Below are 18,309 nucleotides of genomic sequence, written 5' to 3'. Positions count from 1 at the left end.
ATCCCACCGAAGACGATACGCAGCGGAGGTTGATCCGACATGGCTCGCAACAAGATCGCGCTCATCGGTGCCGGCCAGATCGGCGGCACCCTGGCCCTCCTGGCTGGCCTGAAGGATCTGGGCGACGTGGTGCTGTTCGACATCGTCGACGGCGTGCCGCAGGGCAAGGCGCTCGATATCGCCGAGGCCGCCCCGGTCGAGGGTTTTGACGCGACCTACGCGGGGGCGAGCGACTATGCCGCCATCAAGGGTGCGGACGTGGTGATCGTCACCGCCGGCGTGCCGCGCAAGCCCGGCATGAGCCGCGACGACCTGATCGGCATCAACCTCAAGGTCATGCAGGCGGTGGGCGAGGGCATCAAGAGCTACGCCCCGGACGCCTTCGTGATCTGCATCACCAACCCGCTCGACGCGATGGTCTGGGCGCTCCAGAAGTTCTCAGGCCTGCCGACCAACAAGATCGTCGGCATGGCCGGCGTGCTCGACTCGGCGCGCTTCCGCCATTTCCTCGCGGAAGAATTCAAGGTCTCCGTGGAGGACGTCACCGCCTTCGTGCTCGGCGGCCACGGCGACGACATGGTTCCGCTGACCCGTTACTCGACGGTGGCGGGCGTGCCGCTGACCGACCTAGTCAAGCTCGGCTGGACCACCCAGGAGAAGCTCGACGCTATGGTCGAGCGCACCCGCAAGGGCGGCGGCGAGATCGTCAACCTGCTCAAGACCGGCTCGGCCTTCTACGCGCCCGCCGCCTCCGCCATCGCCATGGCCGAGAGCTACCTGCGCGACAAGAAGCGGGTCCTGCCCTGCGCCGCCTATCTGGACGGCCAGTACGGCGTGACCGGCATGTTCATCGGCGTGCCGATCGTCATCGGCGCCGGCGGTGTGGAGCGCGTCCTTGAGGTGACCTTCGACCCGGCCGAGAAGGCCATGTTCGAGAAGTCCGTCGCCTCGGTGACCGGCCTGATCGAGGCCTGCAAGGGCGTCGACGGCTCGCTGGCGTAAGAATCAGGCGAATAGCGAGTTGGGAATAGCGAATAGGGCCTACTCAAGACCGCTTCGCGCTCAGAAAACTCCTCGCTCCTCGCCAATCCCTATTCGCTCCTCATCAAGAGGCTCCGATGAACATCCATGAATACCAGGCCAAGGCCGTGTTGAAGGAGTTCGGCCTGCCGATCTCCCGCGGTGTGGCGATCTTCGATCCGTCGGAGGCCGAGGCCGCCGCCAAGGAGCTCGGCGGCCCGGTCTGGGTCGTGAAGAGCCAGATCCACGCGGGCGGCCGCGGGAAGGGCACCTTCATGGGCGCCCCCGAGGGCGCGAAGGGCGGCGTGCGGGTCACCAAGTCCATCGGCGAGGTGAAGCAATACGCCAGCGAGATGCTCGGTCAGACCCTTGTGACGATCCAGACCGGGCCGGCCGGCAAGCAGGTCAACCGCCTCTACATCGAGGAAGGCGCCCAGATCGCCGCGGAATTCTACCTCTCGATGCTGGTCGACCGCGCCACCGGCGGCGTCGCCTTCGTGGTCTCCACCGAGGGCGGCATGGATATCGAGGCGGTCGCCCACGACACGCCCGAGAAGATCCACACGATCCCGGTCGATCCGGCCACGGGCGTGATGCCCCATCACGGCCGTGCGGTCGCCAAGGCCCTCGGGCTCACCGGCACTCAGGCCAAGGAAGCGGCCTCGCTCACCGAGAAGCTCTACACCGCGTTCGTGTCCAAGGACATGAGCATGCTGGAGATCAACCCGCTGGTGCTCACCGGCGACGGCCATCTCAAGTGCCTCGACGCCAAGATCTCGTTCGACTCGAACGCCCTCTACAAGCACGCCGACATCGTCGCGCTGCGGGACGAGACCGAGGAGGACGCCAAGGAGATCGAGGCGTCCAAGTACGACCTCGCCTACATCGCGCTGGACGGCACGATCGGCTGCATGGTCAACGGCGCCGGCCTCGCCATGGCGACGCTCGACATCATCAAGCTCTACGGCGAGAGCCCGGCCAACTTCCTCGACGTCGGCGGCGGTGCCTCCGAGGAGAAGGTCACCGCGGCGTTCAAGATCATCACCGCCGACCCGCAGGTGAAGGGGATCCTCGTCAACATTTTCGGCGGGATCATGAAGTGCGACGTCATCGCCCGCGGCGTCATCGCCGCCGTCAAGGCGGTGGGCCTGCAGGTACCGCTGGTGGTGCGCCTGGAAGGCACCAACGTCGAAGAGGGCAAGGACATCATCCGGGGCTCCGGCCTCAACGTGATCCCGGCGGACGACCTCGACGACGCCGCTCAGAAGATCGTCGCCGCCGTGAAGGGAGCCTGATCATGTCGGTGATGATCGACGCGAACACCAAGGTCATCTGCCAGGGCTTTACCGGCAAGAACGGGACCTTCCACTCCGAGCAGGCGATCGCGTACGGGACCAAGATGGTCGGCGGCACGAGCCCCGGCAAAGGCGGCGCGACCCATCTCGGCCTGCCGGTCTTCGACACGGTGGCGGAGGCCCGCGAGGCCACCGGCGCCGACGCCTCGGTGGTCTACGTGCCGCCGCCCGGCGCCGCCGACGCCATCTGCGAGGCGATCGCCGCGGAAATCCCGCTGATCGTCTGCATCACCGAAGGTATCCCGGTGCTCGACATGGTGCGGGTGAAGCGGGCGCTCGTCGGCTCGAAGTCGCGCCTCGTCGGCCCGAACTGCCCCGGCATCGTCACCGCCGGCCAGTCGAAGATCGGCATCATGCCGGCCAATATCTTCCGCCAGGGCTCGGTCGGCATCGTGTCCCGCTCGGGCACCCTGACTTACGAGGCGGTGTTCCAGACTTCGAATGCTGGGCTCGGCCAGACCACGGCCGTGGGCATCGGCGGCGACCCGGTGAAGGGCACCGAGTTCATCGACGTGCTGGAGCTGTTCCTGGCCGACCCGAAGACCGAGTCGATCGTGATGATCGGCGAGATCGGCGGCTCGGCCGAGGAGGAGGCCGCGCAGTTCCTGAAGGACGAGGCCAAGCGCGGGCGCAAGAAGCCGATGGTCGGATTCATCGCCGGCCGCACGGCGCCTCCGGGCCGCCGCATGGGCCATGCGGGCGCGATCATCTCGGGCGGCAAGGGCGGCGCAGAGGACAAGATCGCCGCCATGGAGGCCGCGGGCATCCGCGTTTCGCCATCCCCGGCCCGGCTCGGCTCGACCCTGGTTGAAGTCCTGAAGGGCTGAGCGCCGCGCGCCTGCGTCGCGGCCAGCGCAAGGCTGCGACCCCCATATCGACGGGACGGGGCGGTCTGCCGCCCCGGTTCAATTTCAGGGCGATCCGCCCCGCGAGCGGGTCGCCGGATGGGCAGCCAGCCTGCCCGCGCGACAGGATGAACGGACCATGGCACGCCAGGACGTGAACGAAGCGCTTCTCGAAACCTCGTTCCTCTACGGCGCCAACGCCGCCTATATCGAGGAGTTGCAAGCGGCCTACGCCCGCAACCCGGCCTCGGTGGACCCGGAGTGGCAGACCTTCTTCAAGGGTCTGGGCGAGGACGAGACCCTCGTCGAGAAGAACGCCGCGGGCGCGTCCTGGGAGAAGCCCAACTGGCCGGTGCCGCTCAACGGCGAGCTGGTCTCGGCGCTGGACGGCAATTGGGGCGCACTGGAGAAGGCGATCGGCGACAAGATCGTCGCCCGGGACGCCAAGGAGCCGAAGCCCGGCAAACCGGTCGACAGCGTCGCCGCCACCACCGGCGTGTCGGTGGAGCAGGCGACCAAGGATTCGGTGCGGGCGATCATGCTGATCCGCTCCTACCGCATGCGTGGCCACCTGCACGCCAAGCTCGACCCGCTGGGTCTGGCCCCGCGCGGCGACCACGAGGAGTTGCACCCGCAGCATTACGGCTTCACCGAGGAATCCGATTGGGACCGCCCGATCTTCCTCGACAACGTGCTCGGCCTCCAGTTCGGGACGATCCGCGAGATCGTCGACATCCTGGAGCGGACTTATTGCCAGACCCTCGGCGTCGAGTTCATGCACATCTCCGATCCCGCCGAGAAGGCGTGGATCCAGGAGCGCATCGAGGGCAAGGACAAGGAGATCTCTTTTACGCCTGAAGGCCGCAGGGCTATCCTGAACAAGCTGATCGAAGCCGAAGGTTTCGAAAAGTTCCTGGACCTCAAGTACACCGGCACCAAGCGCTTCGGCCTCGACGGCAGCGAGGCGATGATCCCGGCGCTCGAGCAGATCATCAAGCGTGGCGGCGCGCTGGGCGTGCGCGAGATCGTGCTGGGCATGGCCCATCGCGGCCGGCTCAACGTGCTCACCAACGTGATGGCCAAGCCGTTCCGGGCGGTGTTCCACGAGTTCAAGGGCGGCTCCGCCTCGCCGGCCGAGGTCGAGGGCTCGGGCGACGTGAAGTACCACCTGGGCGCTTCCTCGGACCGCGCCTTCGACGGCAACAACGTCCACCTGTCGCTCACCGCCAACCCGTCCCACCTCGAGATCGTCGATCCGGTGGTGCTGGGTAAGGTCCGGGCCAAGCAGGACCAGTGGGCCAAGCCCCACATCCAGCGCTCCAGCGTGCTGCCGCTGCTGATCCACGGCGACGCCGCCTTCGCGGGCCAGGGTGTGGTCGCGGAGTGCTTCGGCCTGTCAGGCCTGAAGGGCCACCGCACCGGCGGCTCGGTGCACTTCATCATCAACAACCAGATCGGCTTCACCACCGACCCGCGCTTCTCGCGCTCGTCGCCCTATCCGTCGGACGTGGCGAAGATGGTCGAGGCCCCGATCTTCCATTGCAACGGCGACGACCCGGAGGCCGTGACCTTTGCGGCCAAGGTCGCAGTCGAGTACCGCCAGAAATTCGGCAAGCCGGTCGTCATCGACATGCTGTGCTACCGCCGCTTCGGCCACAACGAGGGCGACGAGCCGGCCTTCACCCAGCCGAAGATGTACCAGCGGATTCGCAAACATCCCTCGGTGCTGGAAACCTACGGCCGCCGGCTCGTGGAAAACGGCACCCTCGACCAAGAGGCGCTGGACGCGCGCAAGACCGAGTTCCGTCAGATGCTCGACAGCGAGCTCGACGTCGCCACCAATTACAAGGCCAACAAGGCCGATTGGCTCGACGGCCGCTGGTCCGGCTTCAAGGCCGTGCACGAGGATGTCGACGATCCGCGCCGCGGCCGCACGGCGGTGCCAGCCGAGACCCTGCAGGAGATCGGCCGCAAGATCACGCAGGCGCCCCCCGGCTTCCACCTGCATCGCACGATCCAGCGGTTCATGGACAACCGCGCGAAGGCCGTGGAGACCGGCGCCGGCATCGACTGGGCGACCGCCGAGGCCCTGGCCTTCGGGGCGACCCTGCTCGACGGCAACCGGGTCCGGCTCTCCGGCCAGGATGTCGAGCGCGGCACCTTCTCGCAGCGCCACGCCGTGGTGATCGATCAGGAAAACGAGCAGCGCTTCACGCCGCTCAACGCCATCCGCGACGGCCAAGCCTCGATCGAGATCATCAACTCGATGCTCTCCGAAGAGGCGGTGCTCGGCTTCGAGTACGGATACTCGCTGGCCGAGCCGAACGCCCTGGTCCTGTGGGAAGCCCAGTTCGGTGACTTCGCCAACGGTGCCCAAGTGGTGATCGACCAGTTCATCGCGAGCGGCGAGCGCAAGTGGCTGCGCATGTCCGGCCTCGTGCTGCTGCTGCCGCACGGCTACGAGGGCCAGGGCCCCGAGCATTCCTCGGCTCGCCTGGAGCGCTACCTCCAGGCCTGCGCCGAGGACAACATGCAGGTGGCCAACGTCACGACGCCGGCCAACTACTTCCACATCCTGCGCCGGCAGCTGAAGCGGGACTTCCGCAAGCCGCTCGTGCTGATGACGCCCAAGTCACTGCTGCGCCACAAGCGGGCGGTCTCGACACTCGACGCCCTGGCCGAGGGCTCGACCTTCCACCGCGTCCTCTGGGACGATGCCGAGGAAGAGGGCGCACCCAACAAGCTGGTGCGCGACGACAAGATCCGCCGCGTCGTGCTGTGTTCCGGCAAGGTCTATTACGACCTGCTGGAGGAACGGGAGAAGCGTGGCCTCAACGACGTCTACCTGATGCGCGTCGAGCAGCTCTATCCGTTCCCGCTCAAGGCGCTCGCCACGGAGATGGGACGGTTCCGCAATGCCGACGTGGTGTGGTGCCAGGAAGAGCCCAAGAACATGGGGCCTTGGTCCTTCGTCGAGCCGTACCTCGAGTGGGTCCTCGGCCAAGCCGGCTCCGCGGTGAAGCGCGCCCGCTATGTCGGGCGACCGGCCTCCGCGTCCACGGCCGTGGGCCAGATGTCGAAGCACCAGGCCCAGCTCCAGGCGTTCCTCAACGAGGCGCTGGCGGTCTGATCCTCGAGACGCGGCGGCGACCCGAGCAGGTCGCCGCCCTCACCATTTCCAGGCCGTCCGGTACGGCCCAACCGATCCGGAAGTGCGAAAGACCATGGCTACCGACATCCTCGTCCCGACGCTCGGCGAATCCGTGACTGAGGCCACCATCGGCCGCTGGTTCAAGAAGCCCGGCGACACGGTCGCGGCCGACGAGCCGATCGTGGAGCTCGAGACCGACAAGGTCACCCTGGAGGTCAACGCCCCGGCGGCCGGTCAGCTCGGCGAAATCCTCGCCAAAGACGGCGAGACCGTCGAGCCTGGCGCGCTGCTGGGCTCGATCGTGGAGGCGGGGGCTGCGACCGGCAGCGGCAAGAAGGCGGCGGCCCCGAAAGCGGTCGCTGAGACCAAGGCCGAGAGCCGCAGCGAGGCTCCGGCGCCGGCCGCCGCCCCGAAGGCCGAGGCGCCGGCTCAGGAATCCTCAGCCGGTTACGGCAACCATGGCGAGGCGGGCGCCCCGGCGACCCAGCAGCGCCCGACCGGCGACAACGGCCCGGCCGTTGCCAAGCTCGCCCGCGAGAGTGGCGTCGACCCGTCCGGCATCAACGGCTCCGGCAAGGACGGCCGCGTCACCAAGGGCGACATGCTCGGCGCGATCTCCAAGGGACCGGCTCCGGCCGCGGCCCCCGCCAGAGAGGCCCGCCCGACCCTGCCGCGCGCGCCCTCGGCGCCGGACGATGCCGCGCGCGAGGAGCGCGTGCGCATGACGAAGCTGCGCCAGACCATCGCGCGCCGCCTCAAGGACGCGCAGGACACCGCCGCGATGCTGACGACGTTCAACGACGTCGACATGTCGGCCGTGATGGCGCTGCGCAGCCAGTACAAGGACATCTTCGAGAAGAAGCACGGCACCAAGCTCGGCTTCATGGGCTTCTTCACCAAGGCGGTGATCGGCGCCCTCAAGGACGTCCCGGCGGTCAATGCCGAGATCGACGGGCAGGACCTCGTCTACAAGAACTACTACCACATCGGCATCGCGGTCGGGACCGATAAGGGCCTGGTCGTGCCGGTGGTGCGCGATGCCGACAACCTGTCCATCGCCGGCATCGAGAAGACGATCTCCGGCTTCGGCAAGAAGGCCCGCGACGGCAAGCTGTCCATCGAGGACATGCAGGGCGGCACCTTCACGATCACCAACGGCGGCATCTACGGCTCGCTGATGTCGACCCCGATCCTCAACGCCCCGCAATCGGGCATCCTCGGCATGCACCGCATCGAGGAGCGTCCGGTGGTCCGCGCCGGCAAGATCGAGGCGCGGCCGATGATGTATCTCGCGCTGTCATACGATCACCGGATCGTCGACGGTAAGGAGGCCGTGACCTTCCTGGTGCGGGTGAAGGAAGCGCTGGAGGATCCGGCCCGCCTCGTGCTGGACCTCTAAGCTCCATCGGTATGGCTCGGCATCGATCGCGACAACGGGCTGATCGATGCCGACCAACGCCATCGTCGAGGGTGTTCGGATCACGATCTATCTCAACGATCATCTTCCGCCACATCTGCACGCGTTCTTTGCTGGCCAGGAGGCGAAGCTTTCGATCGTCACGGGCGAAGTCCTCAGCGGGACTTTGCCGCGTGCGAAACTCAAGGCCATCCGTGCGTGGCTGGCTGCCAATCGCGAACAGGTTTCCTATGTTTGGCGAGAGATTCGGGCCGGCCGCCACAGCGGGGGAATGATCGAATGAAGACGCATCGGATCGCCTCTGTTGAACCCCTGCAGTATCCGACGCTCCGCATCACGTTCGATGACGGTGTCGGCGGCATCCTCGACCTTTCGGATCTGATCGCCGACGGTGCGATATTCGCACCGCTGAAGGACGAAGCCTATTTCCGGACGGTGTCTGTCGGTGAAGACGGCTGGACCTTCGGTTGGAATCTCCACGCCCTCGGGCACGAGATCGATTTCTGCCCCGACGCGACGCGGATCCGGATCGAGACCCAGATCGTCGAAGATTTGGCCGATCGATACGCATCCACCCAGGCCGCAGCCGCATGAGTGATCCCATGAACGGACCAAGCGTCGCCATCGTCACCGGCGGCAGCCGGGGCATCGGGCGGGCGGTGTCGCTGCTCCTGGCAGAGCGCCGCTACGCGATCTGCCTGAGCTACGTCTCCGACTCGGCCGCGGCCCAGGCGGTGGTGGATGCGATCACTGCCAGGGGCGGCACGGCGCTGGCGGTGCGCAGCGATGTCGGCGTCGAGGCCGACGTGCTCGCCCTGTTCCAGGCCGCCGACGGTCTCGGCCGGCTCGCAGCGCTCGTGAACAACGCCGGCGTGGTCGACCTTAAGTCGGACGTCGCCGACATGAGCGCGGCCCGGCTCCAGCGCATGATGAACACCAACGTGGTCGGCAGCTTCCTGTGCGCCCGGGAGGCGGTTCGGCGCATGTCGACCAAGCGCGGCGGGACAGGGGGCGCCATCGTCAACCTGTCCTCGGTGGCGGCTCGCCTCGGCGGCCCGAGCCAGTTCGTCGATTACGCCGCCTCGAAGGGCGCGATCGACTCGCTCACCATCGGGCTTGCCCGCGAAGTTGCCGGGGAGGGGATCCGCGTCAACGCGGTGGCGCCCGGCATCATCGCCACGGAGATCCATGCCAGCGGCGGCGAGCCCGACCGGGTCGAGCGCCTCGGGCCCGGCGTACCGATGGGCCGCGCCGGCACCGCCGAGGAGGTGGCCGCGCCGATCGTGTGGCTGCTTTCGGACGAGGCCGCCTACACCACGGGCGCCATCCTCGACGTCGGCGGCGGCCGCTGATCCCACTCTCTCAAACTCCCTTCTCTCCGACCGCCCCAGGCGGCATGACCGACCGGAAGCGAACTCCCATGTCCTACGATCTCGTCGTCATCGGCACCGGCCCCGGCGGCTATGTCTGCGCGATCCGCGCGGCGCAACTCGGCCTGCGGACCGCTGTGGTCGAGAAGCGCGCGACCCACGGCGGCACCTGCCTCAATGTCGGCTGCATCCCGTCGAAGGCGCTGCTCCACGCCTCCGAGGCCTATGAGGAGGCAACCAAGCACTTCGCCGATCTCGGCATCGAGGTCAGCGGCGTGAAGCTCGATCTCAAGAAGATGATGGGCTTCAAGGCTGAGGGCGTGGCCGGGAACACCAAGGGCGTCGAGTTCCTGCTCAAGAAGAACAAGGTCGACACCTTCCACGGCACCGGCAAGATCGCGGGCGCCGGCCGGGTCGAGGTCGTGTCCGAGGATGGCGGCAACCAGATGCTCGAGACCAAGAGCATCGTCATCGCCACCGGGTCGGACGTGACGCGCCTGCCGGGCGTGACCATCGACGAGAAGGTTGTGGTCTCCTCCACGGGCGCCCTGGAGCTTGACCGGGTGCCGAAGAAGCTCCTGGTGATCGGCGCCGGCGTGATCGGGCTGGAGCTGGGCTCGGTCTGGCGCCGGCTCGGCGCCGAGGTCACCGTGGTGGAATATCTCGATCGGGTGCTGCCCGGCATGGATGGCGAAGTCGGCAAGCAGTTCCAGCGGATCCTGACCAAGCAGGGCATCCTGTTCAAGCTGTCGACCAAGGTGACCGGCGTCGAGGTCGGCAAGAAGGGCGCGACCGTCACCGTGGAGCCGGCAGCCGGCGGCGAGGCGGAGAGCCTGCAGGCGGACGTGGTCCTCGTGGCGATCGGCCGTGTGCCCTACACCGATGGCCTCGGCCTCGAGACGGTGGGCGTGCAGCGCGACGACAAGGGCCGGATCCTCACGGATGCCCATTACGCCACCAACGTCACCGGCATCTACGCGATCGGCGACGTGATCGCCGGGCCGATGCTCGCCCACAAGGCCGAGGACGAGGGCGTCGCGATCGCCGAGATGCTGGCCGGCCAGTCCGGCCACGTCAATTACGGGGTGATCCCGAACGTGGTCTACACGTTCCCGGAGGTGGCTTCCGTCGGCAAGACCGAGGAGGAGCTGACCAAGGATGGCATCGCCTACAATGCCGGCAAGTTCCCGTTCACGGCAAACGGCCGGGCCAAGGCGAATGGCACCACGGACGGCTTCGTGAAGGTTCTGGCCGACGCCCAGACCGACCGGGTGCTCGGCGTGCACATCGTCGGCGCGGATGCCGGCAACCTGATCGCCGAGGTCGCGGTGGCGATGGAGTTCGGCGCCTCCTCCGAGGACATCGCCCGGACCTGCCACGCGCACCCGACGCTGACCGAGGCGGTCAAGGAAGCGGCGCTCGCCGTGTCCAAGCGCGCCATCCACGTGTGATGGGCAGTACCCGGCGCGGGATCAGGCGATCTTGCGCCGGGCGTTCGGCAGATCGGCGATCCGCAGCAACGCGCTCGGCGCCGGCGGGGCGGTGAGTGCGTTCAGGAGATAAGGCCGGCGCAATCCCAGGGCGTTGTGCAGCGCCAGGTCGATGTCGCGGGCGTAGAACGGCATCCGCAGCACCGCGTCGACCCCGAAATAGCGCCCGGCCTGGGCGACCGGCTCCAGATCCGAGGTGGTCAGCAAGGTGATCCGGGTCGGAAGGCCGAGGGGCTGGATCTGGCAGGCGAGTTCCATTCCCTCGATGCCGCTGAGCTTCACGTCGAGGAACGCGAAGTCGTAGGCGCCGAGCTTGAGCTGGCTCAGCGCGTGGCGGCCGCAATTGGTCTCTTCGAGGGTGATCGCGAAGCCGCTGCGGGCCACCACCCGGCTGATCGCCGTGCGCCCGGCAGGCGAGGAGCAGGCGAGCAGTGCCCGGGTCGGGGTGCGGCGGCGGGCATCGGCGTGCAGGAGCTGCTCGATATGGCCCGGGTCGAGAGGCGTCTTCAGCACCTCGTAGGCGCCGAGGCTCTGGGCGATCTCCTGCCAATGCGGCAGCACGCGGCTGGCGACTAGGACCAAGCAGGGCGGCTCGGCGCCGGCCCGGCGCGCCACCGCGACCGCCTCGGGCCCGCTCAGGTCGTCGAGCTGGAGGCCCACGAAGGCGAGGCTGGGGCGTTTCTGGAGAAGGATGTCGCACAAAGCCTGGCCGGACGTGGCCTCGTCGACCACGGCCTGAGGGTCGAAACGCTCGACGATCGCCCGCAGGGCGGTGCGGCGCCCAGCATCGCAATCCGCGATCACGACACGCGCTGGCGACTTCGCCTCCTCAAGCTTCATGGCCATGTCCCGGCAATCGCATCCCCCGATCCGGAGAATGGATGCAGATCATGACGAAGCTCTTAAAAGGCGGCCCAATAAGCCACTATAGGGGATATCCTGCTCAACTTAGCCCTGAAAACAGCTCCCGGAACTGGTATCCCGCCGTTAGATTAGCGGCCGGCTCTTGGATGTGCCGCCGTATAGGCGCTCATCAGCCGGGCGGCGTCGACTTGGGTGTAGAGCTGCGTGGTCGACAGGGATGCGTGGCCGAGTAGTTCCTGGATCGCCCGCAACTCGCCCTGGCGGGCGAGCAGATGGGTCGCGAAGGAATGGCGCAGGGCATGCGGCGTTGCGCTCTCGGGCAAGCCGAGGGCGCCCCGGGCGCGGGCCACGGTGTACTGGATGATGCGCGGGGACAGCGGGCCACCGCGGGCGCCCACGAAGAGCGGCCCCTCCGGCGGCAGCGGCAACGGGCAGGCGGCGATGTAATCGGCCACCGCCCGCGCCACGACGGGCAGGATCGGCACCATGCGCTGCTTGCCGCCCTTGCCGAGCACCGTGACCTGATCGCTGCCCGGCAGCGGCGCGTCGCGCCGGGTGAGGCCCAGAGCCTCGGAGATGCGCAGGCCAGCCCCGTAGAGGAGCGCCAGCACCGCGGCATCCCGGGTCAGCACCCAGGGCTCGCGCTCCTCGCCGACCCGGATGGCCGTGTCGGTGAGCGCCACCGCGGCGGCGACCGGCAGCGGCCGGGGCAGGCGCCGCGGGACCTTGGGCGCCCGGACGCCGCCGAGTGCCGAGACGCTGCCGTAGCCCTCGCGCTCCAGGAAGCGTCCGAACGAGCGCAAACCCGCCAGCATCCGCATCAGCGAGCGCCCGGACACCTCGTCGGCCCGGCGGGCCGCCATGAAGGCGCGGATGTCGCGGACCTTCAGCGCCACCAGCATCGGGATGGTCGGCAAGCCCTGGCGCGCTGCGAGGTGGATCAGGAACTGGCGCAGGTCCCGGCTGTAGGCCTCGACGGTGTTGGGCGACATCCGCCGCTCCCGCGCCAGCCCGTCGACCCAGGCATGGACGACCTCACGCAGGCGCGCATCGCCCGGAAGCAGGATCAGGTCGTCGGCCGTATCGTGCGCGCTCATGGCTTCACTCGACCGGTTTTTTGTTGTCGAGGGCTTAACGCGCCGACGCGCGGCCGATCAGCTCAAGATCCCATCCTTGCCCTGAAACCCGGCCAGGGGCGCGGTGAGGACGCAGTGCAGCCCGGTCGTCTGATAATCCAGGGCGACGTCCCCGGCCACTGTGCCGGCAAAGGCGCGCTCGATCAGGCGGGTGCCGAACCCCTTGCGTGAGGGCTGGACCACCGGGGGGCCATCGGATTCGACCCAGCTGAGCCGGAGCTGCGGGCCGCCCGCCAGCGTCTCGATCTGCCAGGTGACGGCCACATGGCCCGCCGCCGCAGAGAGGGCGCCGAACTTCGCTGCGTTGGTCGCGAGCTCATGGATCATCAATGCCAGGGCGAGGGCTGCCTTCGGGCCGATCTCGATGGGCGGCCCCTCGATCCGGAGGCGGCCGACGCGCGCATTGTCGTGGAGCGCAAGCGCGCCGCGGATCACCGCCTCCATACCGGCCCGCTCGGCGTTGCCGGCGAGCAGGATGTCATGCGCCTTGCCGAGGGCCAGGAGGCGCTGAAGCAGAGCATCGCGCGCCGAGGTGACGTCGGGTGCGTCGCGCAGCGTCTGCGAGGCGATCGCCTGGACCATCGCCAGGGTGTTCTTCAGCCGATGGCTCAGTTCCTGGCTGAGCATCTCGCGATGTGCATCGGCCTCGGCCTGCTGGGTCGCATCCAGCATCACGCCGGTCATTCGGGTGGCCGTGCCTTCCGCGGTGCGGACGATGATCGCCCTGTTGAGAACCGTGGCGTAGGTCCCGTCGGCACGACGAAAACGGTATCCTTCGCTCCAGCGCAGGGGCGCACCCTCGATGGCCGCTTGGACGCTGCGGCGGACGCGGTCGCGATCTTCGGGATGGATGTGCGCGTACCACCAGTCGTTGCTCGGCTCGATCTCCGCCGGCTGATACCCGTAGAGAGCCGACAGCGCCTCGTCCCAGTGGATTCGACCCGTCTGCGGGTTCCAATCCCAGATCAGGTCCGTAGTCGCCCGCGACGAGAGGCGGTAGCGCTCCTCCGAGACCGCCAGAGCGACACGCGCTGCACGCTCGGCCGCCAGCGCCACCTCGCGCTCCCGGACCGCACGGCGCAATTCGAGCTGCGCGATCACTTGCTGCGCCAACGCCCGCAGCGCGAAAGCCTGATCCGGCCTCAGCCCGGCCGGTCGGGGCTCGGTGTCGATCACGCACAGGGTCCCGAACGCCACGCCGTCATCGGTCCGAAGCACCGCCCCGGCATAGAACCGGATGAACGGCGCCCCCGTCACCAGGGTGTTCTCGCGGGTACGCGGATCGGCGGTCAGGTCGGAGATCACCATCAGCCCGTCGGCGGCATCCAGGGCGTGGACGCAGACCGACTGGCTCAGGGGCGTCTCGCAGGCCGGGAAGCCGCGCCCGGCCTTGAACCATTGCCGGTCGGCCGCGACGAGGCTCACGAGGCCCACCGGCACGGCGCAGATCTGCGTCGCCAGCGTGACGATGTCGTCGAAGGCCGGCTCGCGTGGCGTATCGAGGATGCCGTAGCTGTGGAGGACCTGGAGGCGGGCGGTCTCGGTCGGATCTGACATGGCCGGGGGGCGGAGGATCGGGCGGCGGAAGCCGGAGAGAGCACGCGGAAGCAATCAGGATCGGTCTTAGCCCATCTTGAGCGTATGAGCATCTCGCACTTCCAGCTCATCCGTTCGGTTGACGCATATTCGACCGGTTTGTCCCTCACGGCTCGCCCGATATCGCTGCCCGTGCCAAATTCGTCCGATGACGCTCCTCGCCTATGCCGGTGCCGCCCTCGCGGAGATCGCCGGATGCTTCGCGTTCTGGGCCTGGCTCCGGCTCGGCCGCTCCGCCTGGTGGGCGCTGCCGGGGATCGCCTCGCTCGTGGCATTCGCCTTCCTGCTGACCCTGGTGGACAGCCCGGCGGCGGGGCGGACCTTCGCGGCCTATGGCGGGGTCTACGTCGCCGCCTCGATCCTTTGGCTGTGGCTCGCCGAAGGCCAGCGTCCTGACCGCTGGGATCTGGCCGGCGGCGCGGTCTGCCTGGCGGGCACGGCGATCATTCTGCTCGGGCGGCGGGGGTGAGGCGGCCTCACCGCCCCAGCGTGTAGAACTCGTTGTTCGGCCTCAGCTCGGCGACGCTGGCCAGCCGGTTCGACAGGGCGAACAGGGCGGTGATCGACGCGATGTCCCAGATGTCGTCCGGGCTGAACCCGTGGCCGGCCAATACGGCGTGGTCCTCGGCCTCGACCCGGTAGGCTTCCTGCGCGACCTTGAGCGCGAAGGCCAGCATCGCGCGCTGGCGCAGGGTGATGTCGGCCTTGGCGTAGGCGACGGCGATCTGGTCGGCCAGCAGCGGGTTCTTGGCCCGGACCCGCAGGATCGCGCCGTGTGCGATCACGCAGTAGAGGCAGTTGTTGGCCGCGCTGGTGGCGACCACGATCATTTCGCGCTCGGCCTTGGTGAGGCCGCCGGGCTTGTCCATCAGCGCGTCGTGATAGGCCATGAAGGCGCGGAACTCGTCCGGGCGATGCGCCAGCGCCAGGAAGATGTTGGGCACGAAGCCCGCCTTCTCCTGAACAAGCGCGATGCGGGCGCGCAGGTCCTCGGGCATCTCGGACAGCTTCGGCACCGGAAAGCGGCTGATCGGATTGTCGGTGCGCATGGTCGTGCTCCCGTGATCCCGCGCCCTTGGTGAAACCAGGCGTTCACGATACGTACGGCACGCTCGGGCCGATCGTCGAGAGCTTCATCCCTACGGCGGTGGCCGGCTTTCGGGATGACGCAGAGCAAAACCCTGGAGCGTCATGAGCAGCAGCGTCCGCATTCTGGGGATCGATCCTGGCCTCCGCCGCACGGGCTGGGGCCTCATCACCGCCCAGGGCAGCAAACTGACCTACGGCGATTGCGGCGTCGTGACCTCGGACGGCGACCTGCCGCTGGCGCTGCGCCTGCGCGAGCTGTTCGAGGGGATCAGCCGCATCGTGGATGCGCAGAAACCCGACGAAGTCGCCGTGGAGGAGACCTTCGTCAACAAAGACGCCCAGGCGACGCTCAAGCTCGGCCATGCCCGAGCCATGGCGCTGGTGGTGCCGGCGCTGGCCGGGCTGCCGGTGTTCGAATACGCCGCCAACCTGATCAAGAAGACGGTGGCAGGCTCCGGCCACGCCGAGAAAGTCCAGATCCAGGCGATGGTGCGCTTCCTGCTGCCAAAGGCCGAGTTCCGCGTCGCCGACGCTGCCGACGCGCTGGCCATCGCGATCACCCATGCCAGCCACCGCGACGCGCACGCGCTCCGCAAGACACACCTGCCGGAGGGCAAACGGCGCAATCTCACCGGGCAGGCCGCCGCGGGGCAGGGGTTGGCCGGGAAGGGATTTTCGGCTGCCGCCGCCGCGCGTATCGAGGCGGCCCTGGCGAAGCAGGGCTGATCGGGCTGGGCTGACGGGATCGATCGGGAAACTTGGTGGGGGAAGTAGGACTCGAACCTACGAAGCTTACGCAGCGGATTTACAGTCCGCCCCCTTTGCCGCTCGGGACATTCCCCCAAGGCGGGTTTTTCGCCCGCGGCGCCCTTATGGTGAGGGGCTGGCCGGGTGTCAACGCTTCTCGTGCAGGGATCCGCAAGCGCGACAGTCGGAAGGCGGCTTCTCTGGGCGAATGATGCGGCAATCGCGCCGCCGCATTCGAACGAATCACGGTGATTGCGCGAAAGAAACACGAACACCGCGGTGGTCCGGGGGATTCACAAAGGAATTGGGATCGGCCACGGTGCGCGGATGTCCCCCTGCTTCGCCGGCCCTTGACCCGTCCCGCCCCGTCCCTGCGGTCCCACCAGCGTACGTTGATGGCCCTCGTGGCGGCCATGGCGAGCGGGCAGGCGGGGCATGTCCGGAAGATCCTGGCGGCGGTGACCCCGGGGGGCGGCAAGTCGCTCCTGCCGGTGATCGCGGCGCACACGCTGATCGCGGCGGGCCGGGTCGATCGCGTCGTCTGGGTGGTGCCGCGGGATTCCCTGCGCCTTCAGGCGGAGGAGGCCTTCGCCGACCCGCTCTGGCGGGCGGCCTTCGGTCATGCGCTGAGCGTGCGCGCCGCCGACAACGAGCGCGATCCGGCCCGCGGGCTCTCCGGCTACGTCACCACTTATCAGGCGGTGGCCGCCGCCCCGGCGCTGCACCTCGCCGAGGCGCGGGCGCACCGGACCCTGCTGGTCGTCGACGAGGTCCATCACCTGCCGGTCCCGGGGCGGCCAGGGGCGGACGAGGCCTCGGCCGAGGAGGAGGCCGAGGCGGGGGCGTGGTCCCGGGCGATGCTGCCGGTGATGGAGGCGGCCGAGATCGGCCTGTTCCTGTCCGGCACCCTGGAGCGGGCCGACGGGCGGCGCATCCTCGGCCTGCCCTACCGGCCGTCCGCCCTCGGCCGCGGCCCGGAGCTGGACCTCGACGCGCCGGGTCTGGCGGTGATCGGCTATTCCCGGTCGCAGGCCCTGGCCGAGCGGGCGGTGCTGCCGGTCACGTTCGGGGCGATCGACGGAGAGGCGAGCTGGCTGGAGGGCGGCCGGATCTCCGGCGACAGCCCTCGGGTGGGGCCGCACCGGCTGGGGGCCGGTTCGGTCCGGGTCACCACCCGGCCGGCTTTGTTCACGGCCCTGCGCACCGGATTCGCCCGTGATCTCCTGAGCGAGGCGTTCTTCGCGACCAAACGCCTGCGTGCCCGGCGCCGGCTCGAGCGAGACCTTCCGCCCGGCGAGATGACGCGGGGCCTGGGCAAGCTTCTCGTGGTCGCCCCGGACCAGGCGAGCGCCCGCACCTATCTGACGACCCTGCGGAGCTGGATGCCGGCCGGCCAGGGGGAGCGCGATGTCCGTCTTGCGACCTCGGGCCAGGGCGACGCCCACGCGGCCCTGGCGGCGTTCCGCCTGACCGCGGAACCGGCGGTGCTGGTGACGGTAGCGATGGCCTATGAGGGGCTCGACGCCCCCGAAGTCGCCGTGGTGGCAGCCCTCACCCATATCCGCTCCCGGCCCTGGCTGGAGCAGATGCTGGCGCGAGCCACCCGGGTCGATCCGCATGCCGGCCCCTACGACACGCAGCAGGCCCTGGTCTTCCACCCGGACGACCCGCTCTTTGCCCGCTTCCGCCTGGAGCTCGAGACCGAACAGGGCAGCAGCGTGCGGCCCAAGCGCGAGCGGCCGGTGACCGCCATCGTGCCGGAGCGGACCCCGTGGCGCGACGAGGATCCCGGCGGCATCACGCCGCTGGAGAGCAACGCGATCGGGCTGCGCTACGCCCTGCTGCGCCCACGGCTCGCCGAGCCCGCACCGGCGGCGCCGGCGCCGGAGCCACCGTCTGTCACCGAACGCACCCTGCGCCAGCGGCTCGCGGTCGCGGTGGCGAGCCAGGCCGTCGAGGACGAGGCATCGCTGCGCGTGCCCCGCGGCGGCAATCTGGCTCATCGCTACAACGCGGTGCTCAAGCGCGTCCTCGGCAAGGGCCGCGCAACCATGACCCTGCCCGAGTTGGAGGCGGCGCTCGCCTGGCTTGAACGCAACCGGCTCTCGGACCATCTCGACCGCCTCGACGGCGATGCCCGCTACGCGTGGTCCGCCCGCCAGCGCCGCGGCCGCTGGCAACCGGTGCGCGCCGCCGGGCGCTGATCCGTCGCGGTTCAGGGAGAAGACG

Annotated in this window: 16 protein-coding genes and 1 tRNA gene; 12 read left to right on the top strand and 5 right to left on the bottom strand. The window is 68.8% G+C overall.

Annotation, left to right across the window (positions count from 1 at the left end):
- The first annotated feature begins 39 nt into the window (after positions 1-39).
- The 9 genes from mdh (at position 40) to lpdA (ending at position 10,609) form a co-directional block, all read left to right on the top strand.
- Positions 40-1,002, top strand: coding sequence for a malate dehydrogenase (mdh, locus tag MKK65_RS24505; protein ID WP_243960578.1), 963 nt, complete (start codon positions 40-42; stop codon positions 1,000-1,002).
- A gap of 116 nt (positions 1,003-1,118) precedes the next feature.
- Positions 1,119-2,315, top strand: coding sequence for an ADP-forming succinate--CoA ligase subunit beta (sucC, locus tag MKK65_RS24500; protein ID WP_243960577.1), 1,197 nt, complete (start codon positions 1,119-1,121; stop codon positions 2,313-2,315).
- A 2-nt stretch (positions 2,316-2,317) separates the two neighbouring features.
- Positions 2,318-3,202, top strand: a complete 885-nt coding sequence (gene sucD / locus MKK65_RS24495) for a succinate--CoA ligase subunit alpha (protein WP_058191107.1) — start codon at positions 2,318-2,320, stop codon at positions 3,200-3,202.
- A gap of 157 nt (positions 3,203-3,359) precedes the next feature.
- Positions 3,360-6,350 carry a 2-oxoglutarate dehydrogenase E1 component gene (locus MKK65_RS24490; RefSeq protein WP_243960576.1) on the top strand — a complete coding sequence of 997 codons (2,991 nt, stop codon included), beginning with the start codon at positions 3,360-3,362 and terminating at the stop codon, positions 6,348-6,350.
- 94 nt (positions 6,351-6,444) lie between these two features.
- Positions 6,445-7,770 carry a 2-oxoglutarate dehydrogenase complex dihydrolipoyllysine-residue succinyltransferase gene (gene odhB, locus MKK65_RS24485; protein WP_243960575.1) on the top strand — a complete coding sequence of 442 codons (1,326 nt, stop codon included), beginning with the start codon at positions 6,445-6,447 and terminating at the stop codon, positions 7,768-7,770.
- Between the two features lie 46 nt (positions 7,771-7,816).
- Positions 7,817-8,071, top strand: a complete 255-nt coding sequence (locus MKK65_RS24480; RefSeq protein ID WP_243960574.1) for a DUF4160 domain-containing protein — start codon at positions 7,817-7,819, stop codon at positions 8,069-8,071.
- Positions 8,068-8,382 carry a DUF2442 domain-containing protein gene (locus MKK65_RS24475; RefSeq protein WP_243960573.1) on the top strand — a complete coding sequence of 105 codons (315 nt, stop codon included), beginning with the start codon at positions 8,068-8,070 and terminating at the stop codon, positions 8,380-8,382. The genes MKK65_RS24480 and MKK65_RS24475 overlap by 4 nt, the downstream gene beginning before the upstream one ends.
- A gap of 8 nt (positions 8,383-8,390) precedes the next feature.
- Positions 8,391-9,140, top strand: coding sequence for an SDR family oxidoreductase (locus tag MKK65_RS24470; protein WP_243960572.1), 750 nt, complete (start codon positions 8,391-8,393; stop codon positions 9,138-9,140).
- Positions 9,141-9,208: 68 nt separating this feature from the next.
- Entirely contained in the window at positions 9,209-10,609 is a 1,401-nt protein-coding gene (gene lpdA, locus MKK65_RS24465; RefSeq protein WP_243960571.1) for a dihydrolipoyl dehydrogenase, read from the top strand.
- Between the two features lie 21 nt (positions 10,610-10,630).
- On the opposite strand, the gene MKK65_RS24460 is transcribed toward lpdA, so the two are convergent.
- The 3 genes from MKK65_RS24460 to MKK65_RS24450 form a co-directional block, all read right to left on the bottom strand.
- Positions 10,631-11,494, bottom strand: a complete 864-nt coding sequence (locus MKK65_RS24460; protein WP_243960570.1) for a response regulator — start codon at positions 11,492-11,494, stop codon at positions 10,631-10,633.
- Between the two features lie 146 nt (positions 11,495-11,640).
- Entirely contained in the window at positions 11,641-12,609 is a 969-nt protein-coding gene (locus tag MKK65_RS24455; RefSeq protein ID WP_243960569.1) for a tyrosine recombinase XerC, read from the bottom strand.
- A gap of 57 nt (positions 12,610-12,666) precedes the next feature.
- Entirely contained in the window at positions 12,667-14,205 is a 1,539-nt protein-coding gene (locus MKK65_RS24450) for a PAS domain-containing protein (protein ID WP_243960568.1), read from the bottom strand.
- 187 nt (positions 14,206-14,392) lie between these two features.
- Here MKK65_RS24450 and MKK65_RS24445 point away from each other — a divergent pair, with 187 nt between their 5' ends.
- The gene (locus MKK65_RS24445; protein ID WP_058191116.1) at positions 14,393-14,713 is read left to right on the top strand and encodes a YnfA family protein; all 321 of its coding nucleotides are present in this window, start codon (positions 14,393-14,395) and stop codon (positions 14,711-14,713) included.
- Positions 14,714-14,720: 7 nt separating this feature from the next.
- Here MKK65_RS24445 and MKK65_RS24440 read toward each other — a convergent pair whose 3' ends face one another.
- Entirely contained in the window at positions 14,721-15,293 is a 573-nt protein-coding gene (locus MKK65_RS24440) for a peroxidase-related enzyme (protein WP_243960567.1), read from the bottom strand.
- A gap of 142 nt (positions 15,294-15,435) precedes the next feature.
- On the opposite strand from MKK65_RS24440, the gene ruvC reads away from it, so the two are divergent.
- Positions 15,436-16,059, top strand: a complete 624-nt coding sequence (gene ruvC / locus MKK65_RS24435; protein WP_058191118.1) for a crossover junction endodeoxyribonuclease RuvC — start codon at positions 15,436-15,438, stop codon at positions 16,057-16,059.
- Between the two features lie 33 nt (positions 16,060-16,092).
- On the opposite strand, the gene MKK65_RS24430 is transcribed toward ruvC, so the two are convergent.
- Positions 16,093-16,176 (bottom strand) — tRNA-Tyr (locus MKK65_RS24430).
- Positions 16,177-16,430: 254 nt separating this feature from the next.
- Between MKK65_RS24430 and MKK65_RS24425 the strand changes: the two genes are divergently transcribed.
- On the top strand, positions 16,431-18,284 hold the full coding sequence (locus tag MKK65_RS24425; RefSeq protein WP_279596942.1) for a DEAD/DEAH box helicase: 1,854 nt from the start codon (positions 16,431-16,433) through the stop codon (positions 18,282-18,284).
- Positions 18,285-18,309: the final 25 nt, after the last annotated feature.

This window comes from Methylobacterium sp. J-001 (genome assembly GCF_022829565.1).
Lineage (GTDB): Bacteria > Pseudomonadota > Alphaproteobacteria > Rhizobiales > Beijerinckiaceae > Methylobacterium.
The sequence above is the reverse complement of the archived record's forward strand: the minus strand, read 5'-3'. Positions and strand labels throughout refer to the sequence as shown.

Excerpts from the sequence above, each read along its gene's own strand:
- mdh (WP_243960578.1), top strand. The coding sequence starts at position 40 with ATGGCTCGCAACAAGATCGCGCTCATCGGTGCCGGCCAGATCGGCGGC.
- sucC (WP_243960577.1), top strand. The coding sequence starts at position 1,119 with ATGAACATCCATGAATACCAGGCCAAGGCCGTGTTGAAGGAGTTCGGC.
- sucD (WP_058191107.1), top strand. The coding sequence starts at position 2,318 with ATGTCGGTGATGATCGACGCGAACACCAAGGTCATCTGCCAGGGCTTT.
- MKK65_RS24490 (WP_243960576.1), top strand. The coding sequence starts at position 3,360 with ATGGCACGCCAGGACGTGAACGAAGCGCTTCTCGAAACCTCGTTCCTC.
- odhB (WP_243960575.1), top strand. The coding sequence starts at position 6,445 with ATGGCTACCGACATCCTCGTCCCGACGCTCGGCGAATCCGTGACTGAG.
- MKK65_RS24480 (WP_243960574.1), top strand. The coding sequence starts at position 7,817 with ATGCCGACCAACGCCATCGTCGAGGGTGTTCGGATCACGATCTATCTC.
- MKK65_RS24475 (WP_243960573.1), top strand. The coding sequence starts at position 8,068 with ATGAAGACGCATCGGATCGCCTCTGTTGAACCCCTGCAGTATCCGACG.
- MKK65_RS24470 (WP_243960572.1), top strand. The coding sequence starts at position 8,391 with ATGAACGGACCAAGCGTCGCCATCGTCACCGGCGGCAGCCGGGGCATC.
- lpdA (WP_243960571.1), top strand. The coding sequence starts at position 9,209 with ATGTCCTACGATCTCGTCGTCATCGGCACCGGCCCCGGCGGCTATGTC.
- MKK65_RS24460 (WP_243960570.1), bottom strand. The coding sequence starts at position 11,494 with ATGGCCATGAAGCTTGAGGAGGCGAAGTCGCCAGCGCGTGTCGTGATC.
- MKK65_RS24455 (WP_243960569.1), bottom strand. The coding sequence starts at position 12,609 with ATGAGCGCGCACGATACGGCCGACGACCTGATCCTGCTTCCGGGCGAT.
- MKK65_RS24450 (WP_243960568.1), bottom strand. The coding sequence starts at position 14,205 with ATGTCAGATCCGACCGAGACCGCCCGCCTCCAGGTCCTCCACAGCTAC.
- MKK65_RS24445 (WP_058191116.1), top strand. The coding sequence starts at position 14,393 with ATGACGCTCCTCGCCTATGCCGGTGCCGCCCTCGCGGAGATCGCCGGA.
- MKK65_RS24440 (WP_243960567.1), bottom strand. The coding sequence starts at position 15,293 with ATGCGCACCGACAATCCGATCAGCCGCTTTCCGGTGCCGAAGCTGTCC.
- ruvC (WP_058191118.1), top strand. The coding sequence starts at position 15,436 with ATGAGCAGCAGCGTCCGCATTCTGGGGATCGATCCTGGCCTCCGCCGC.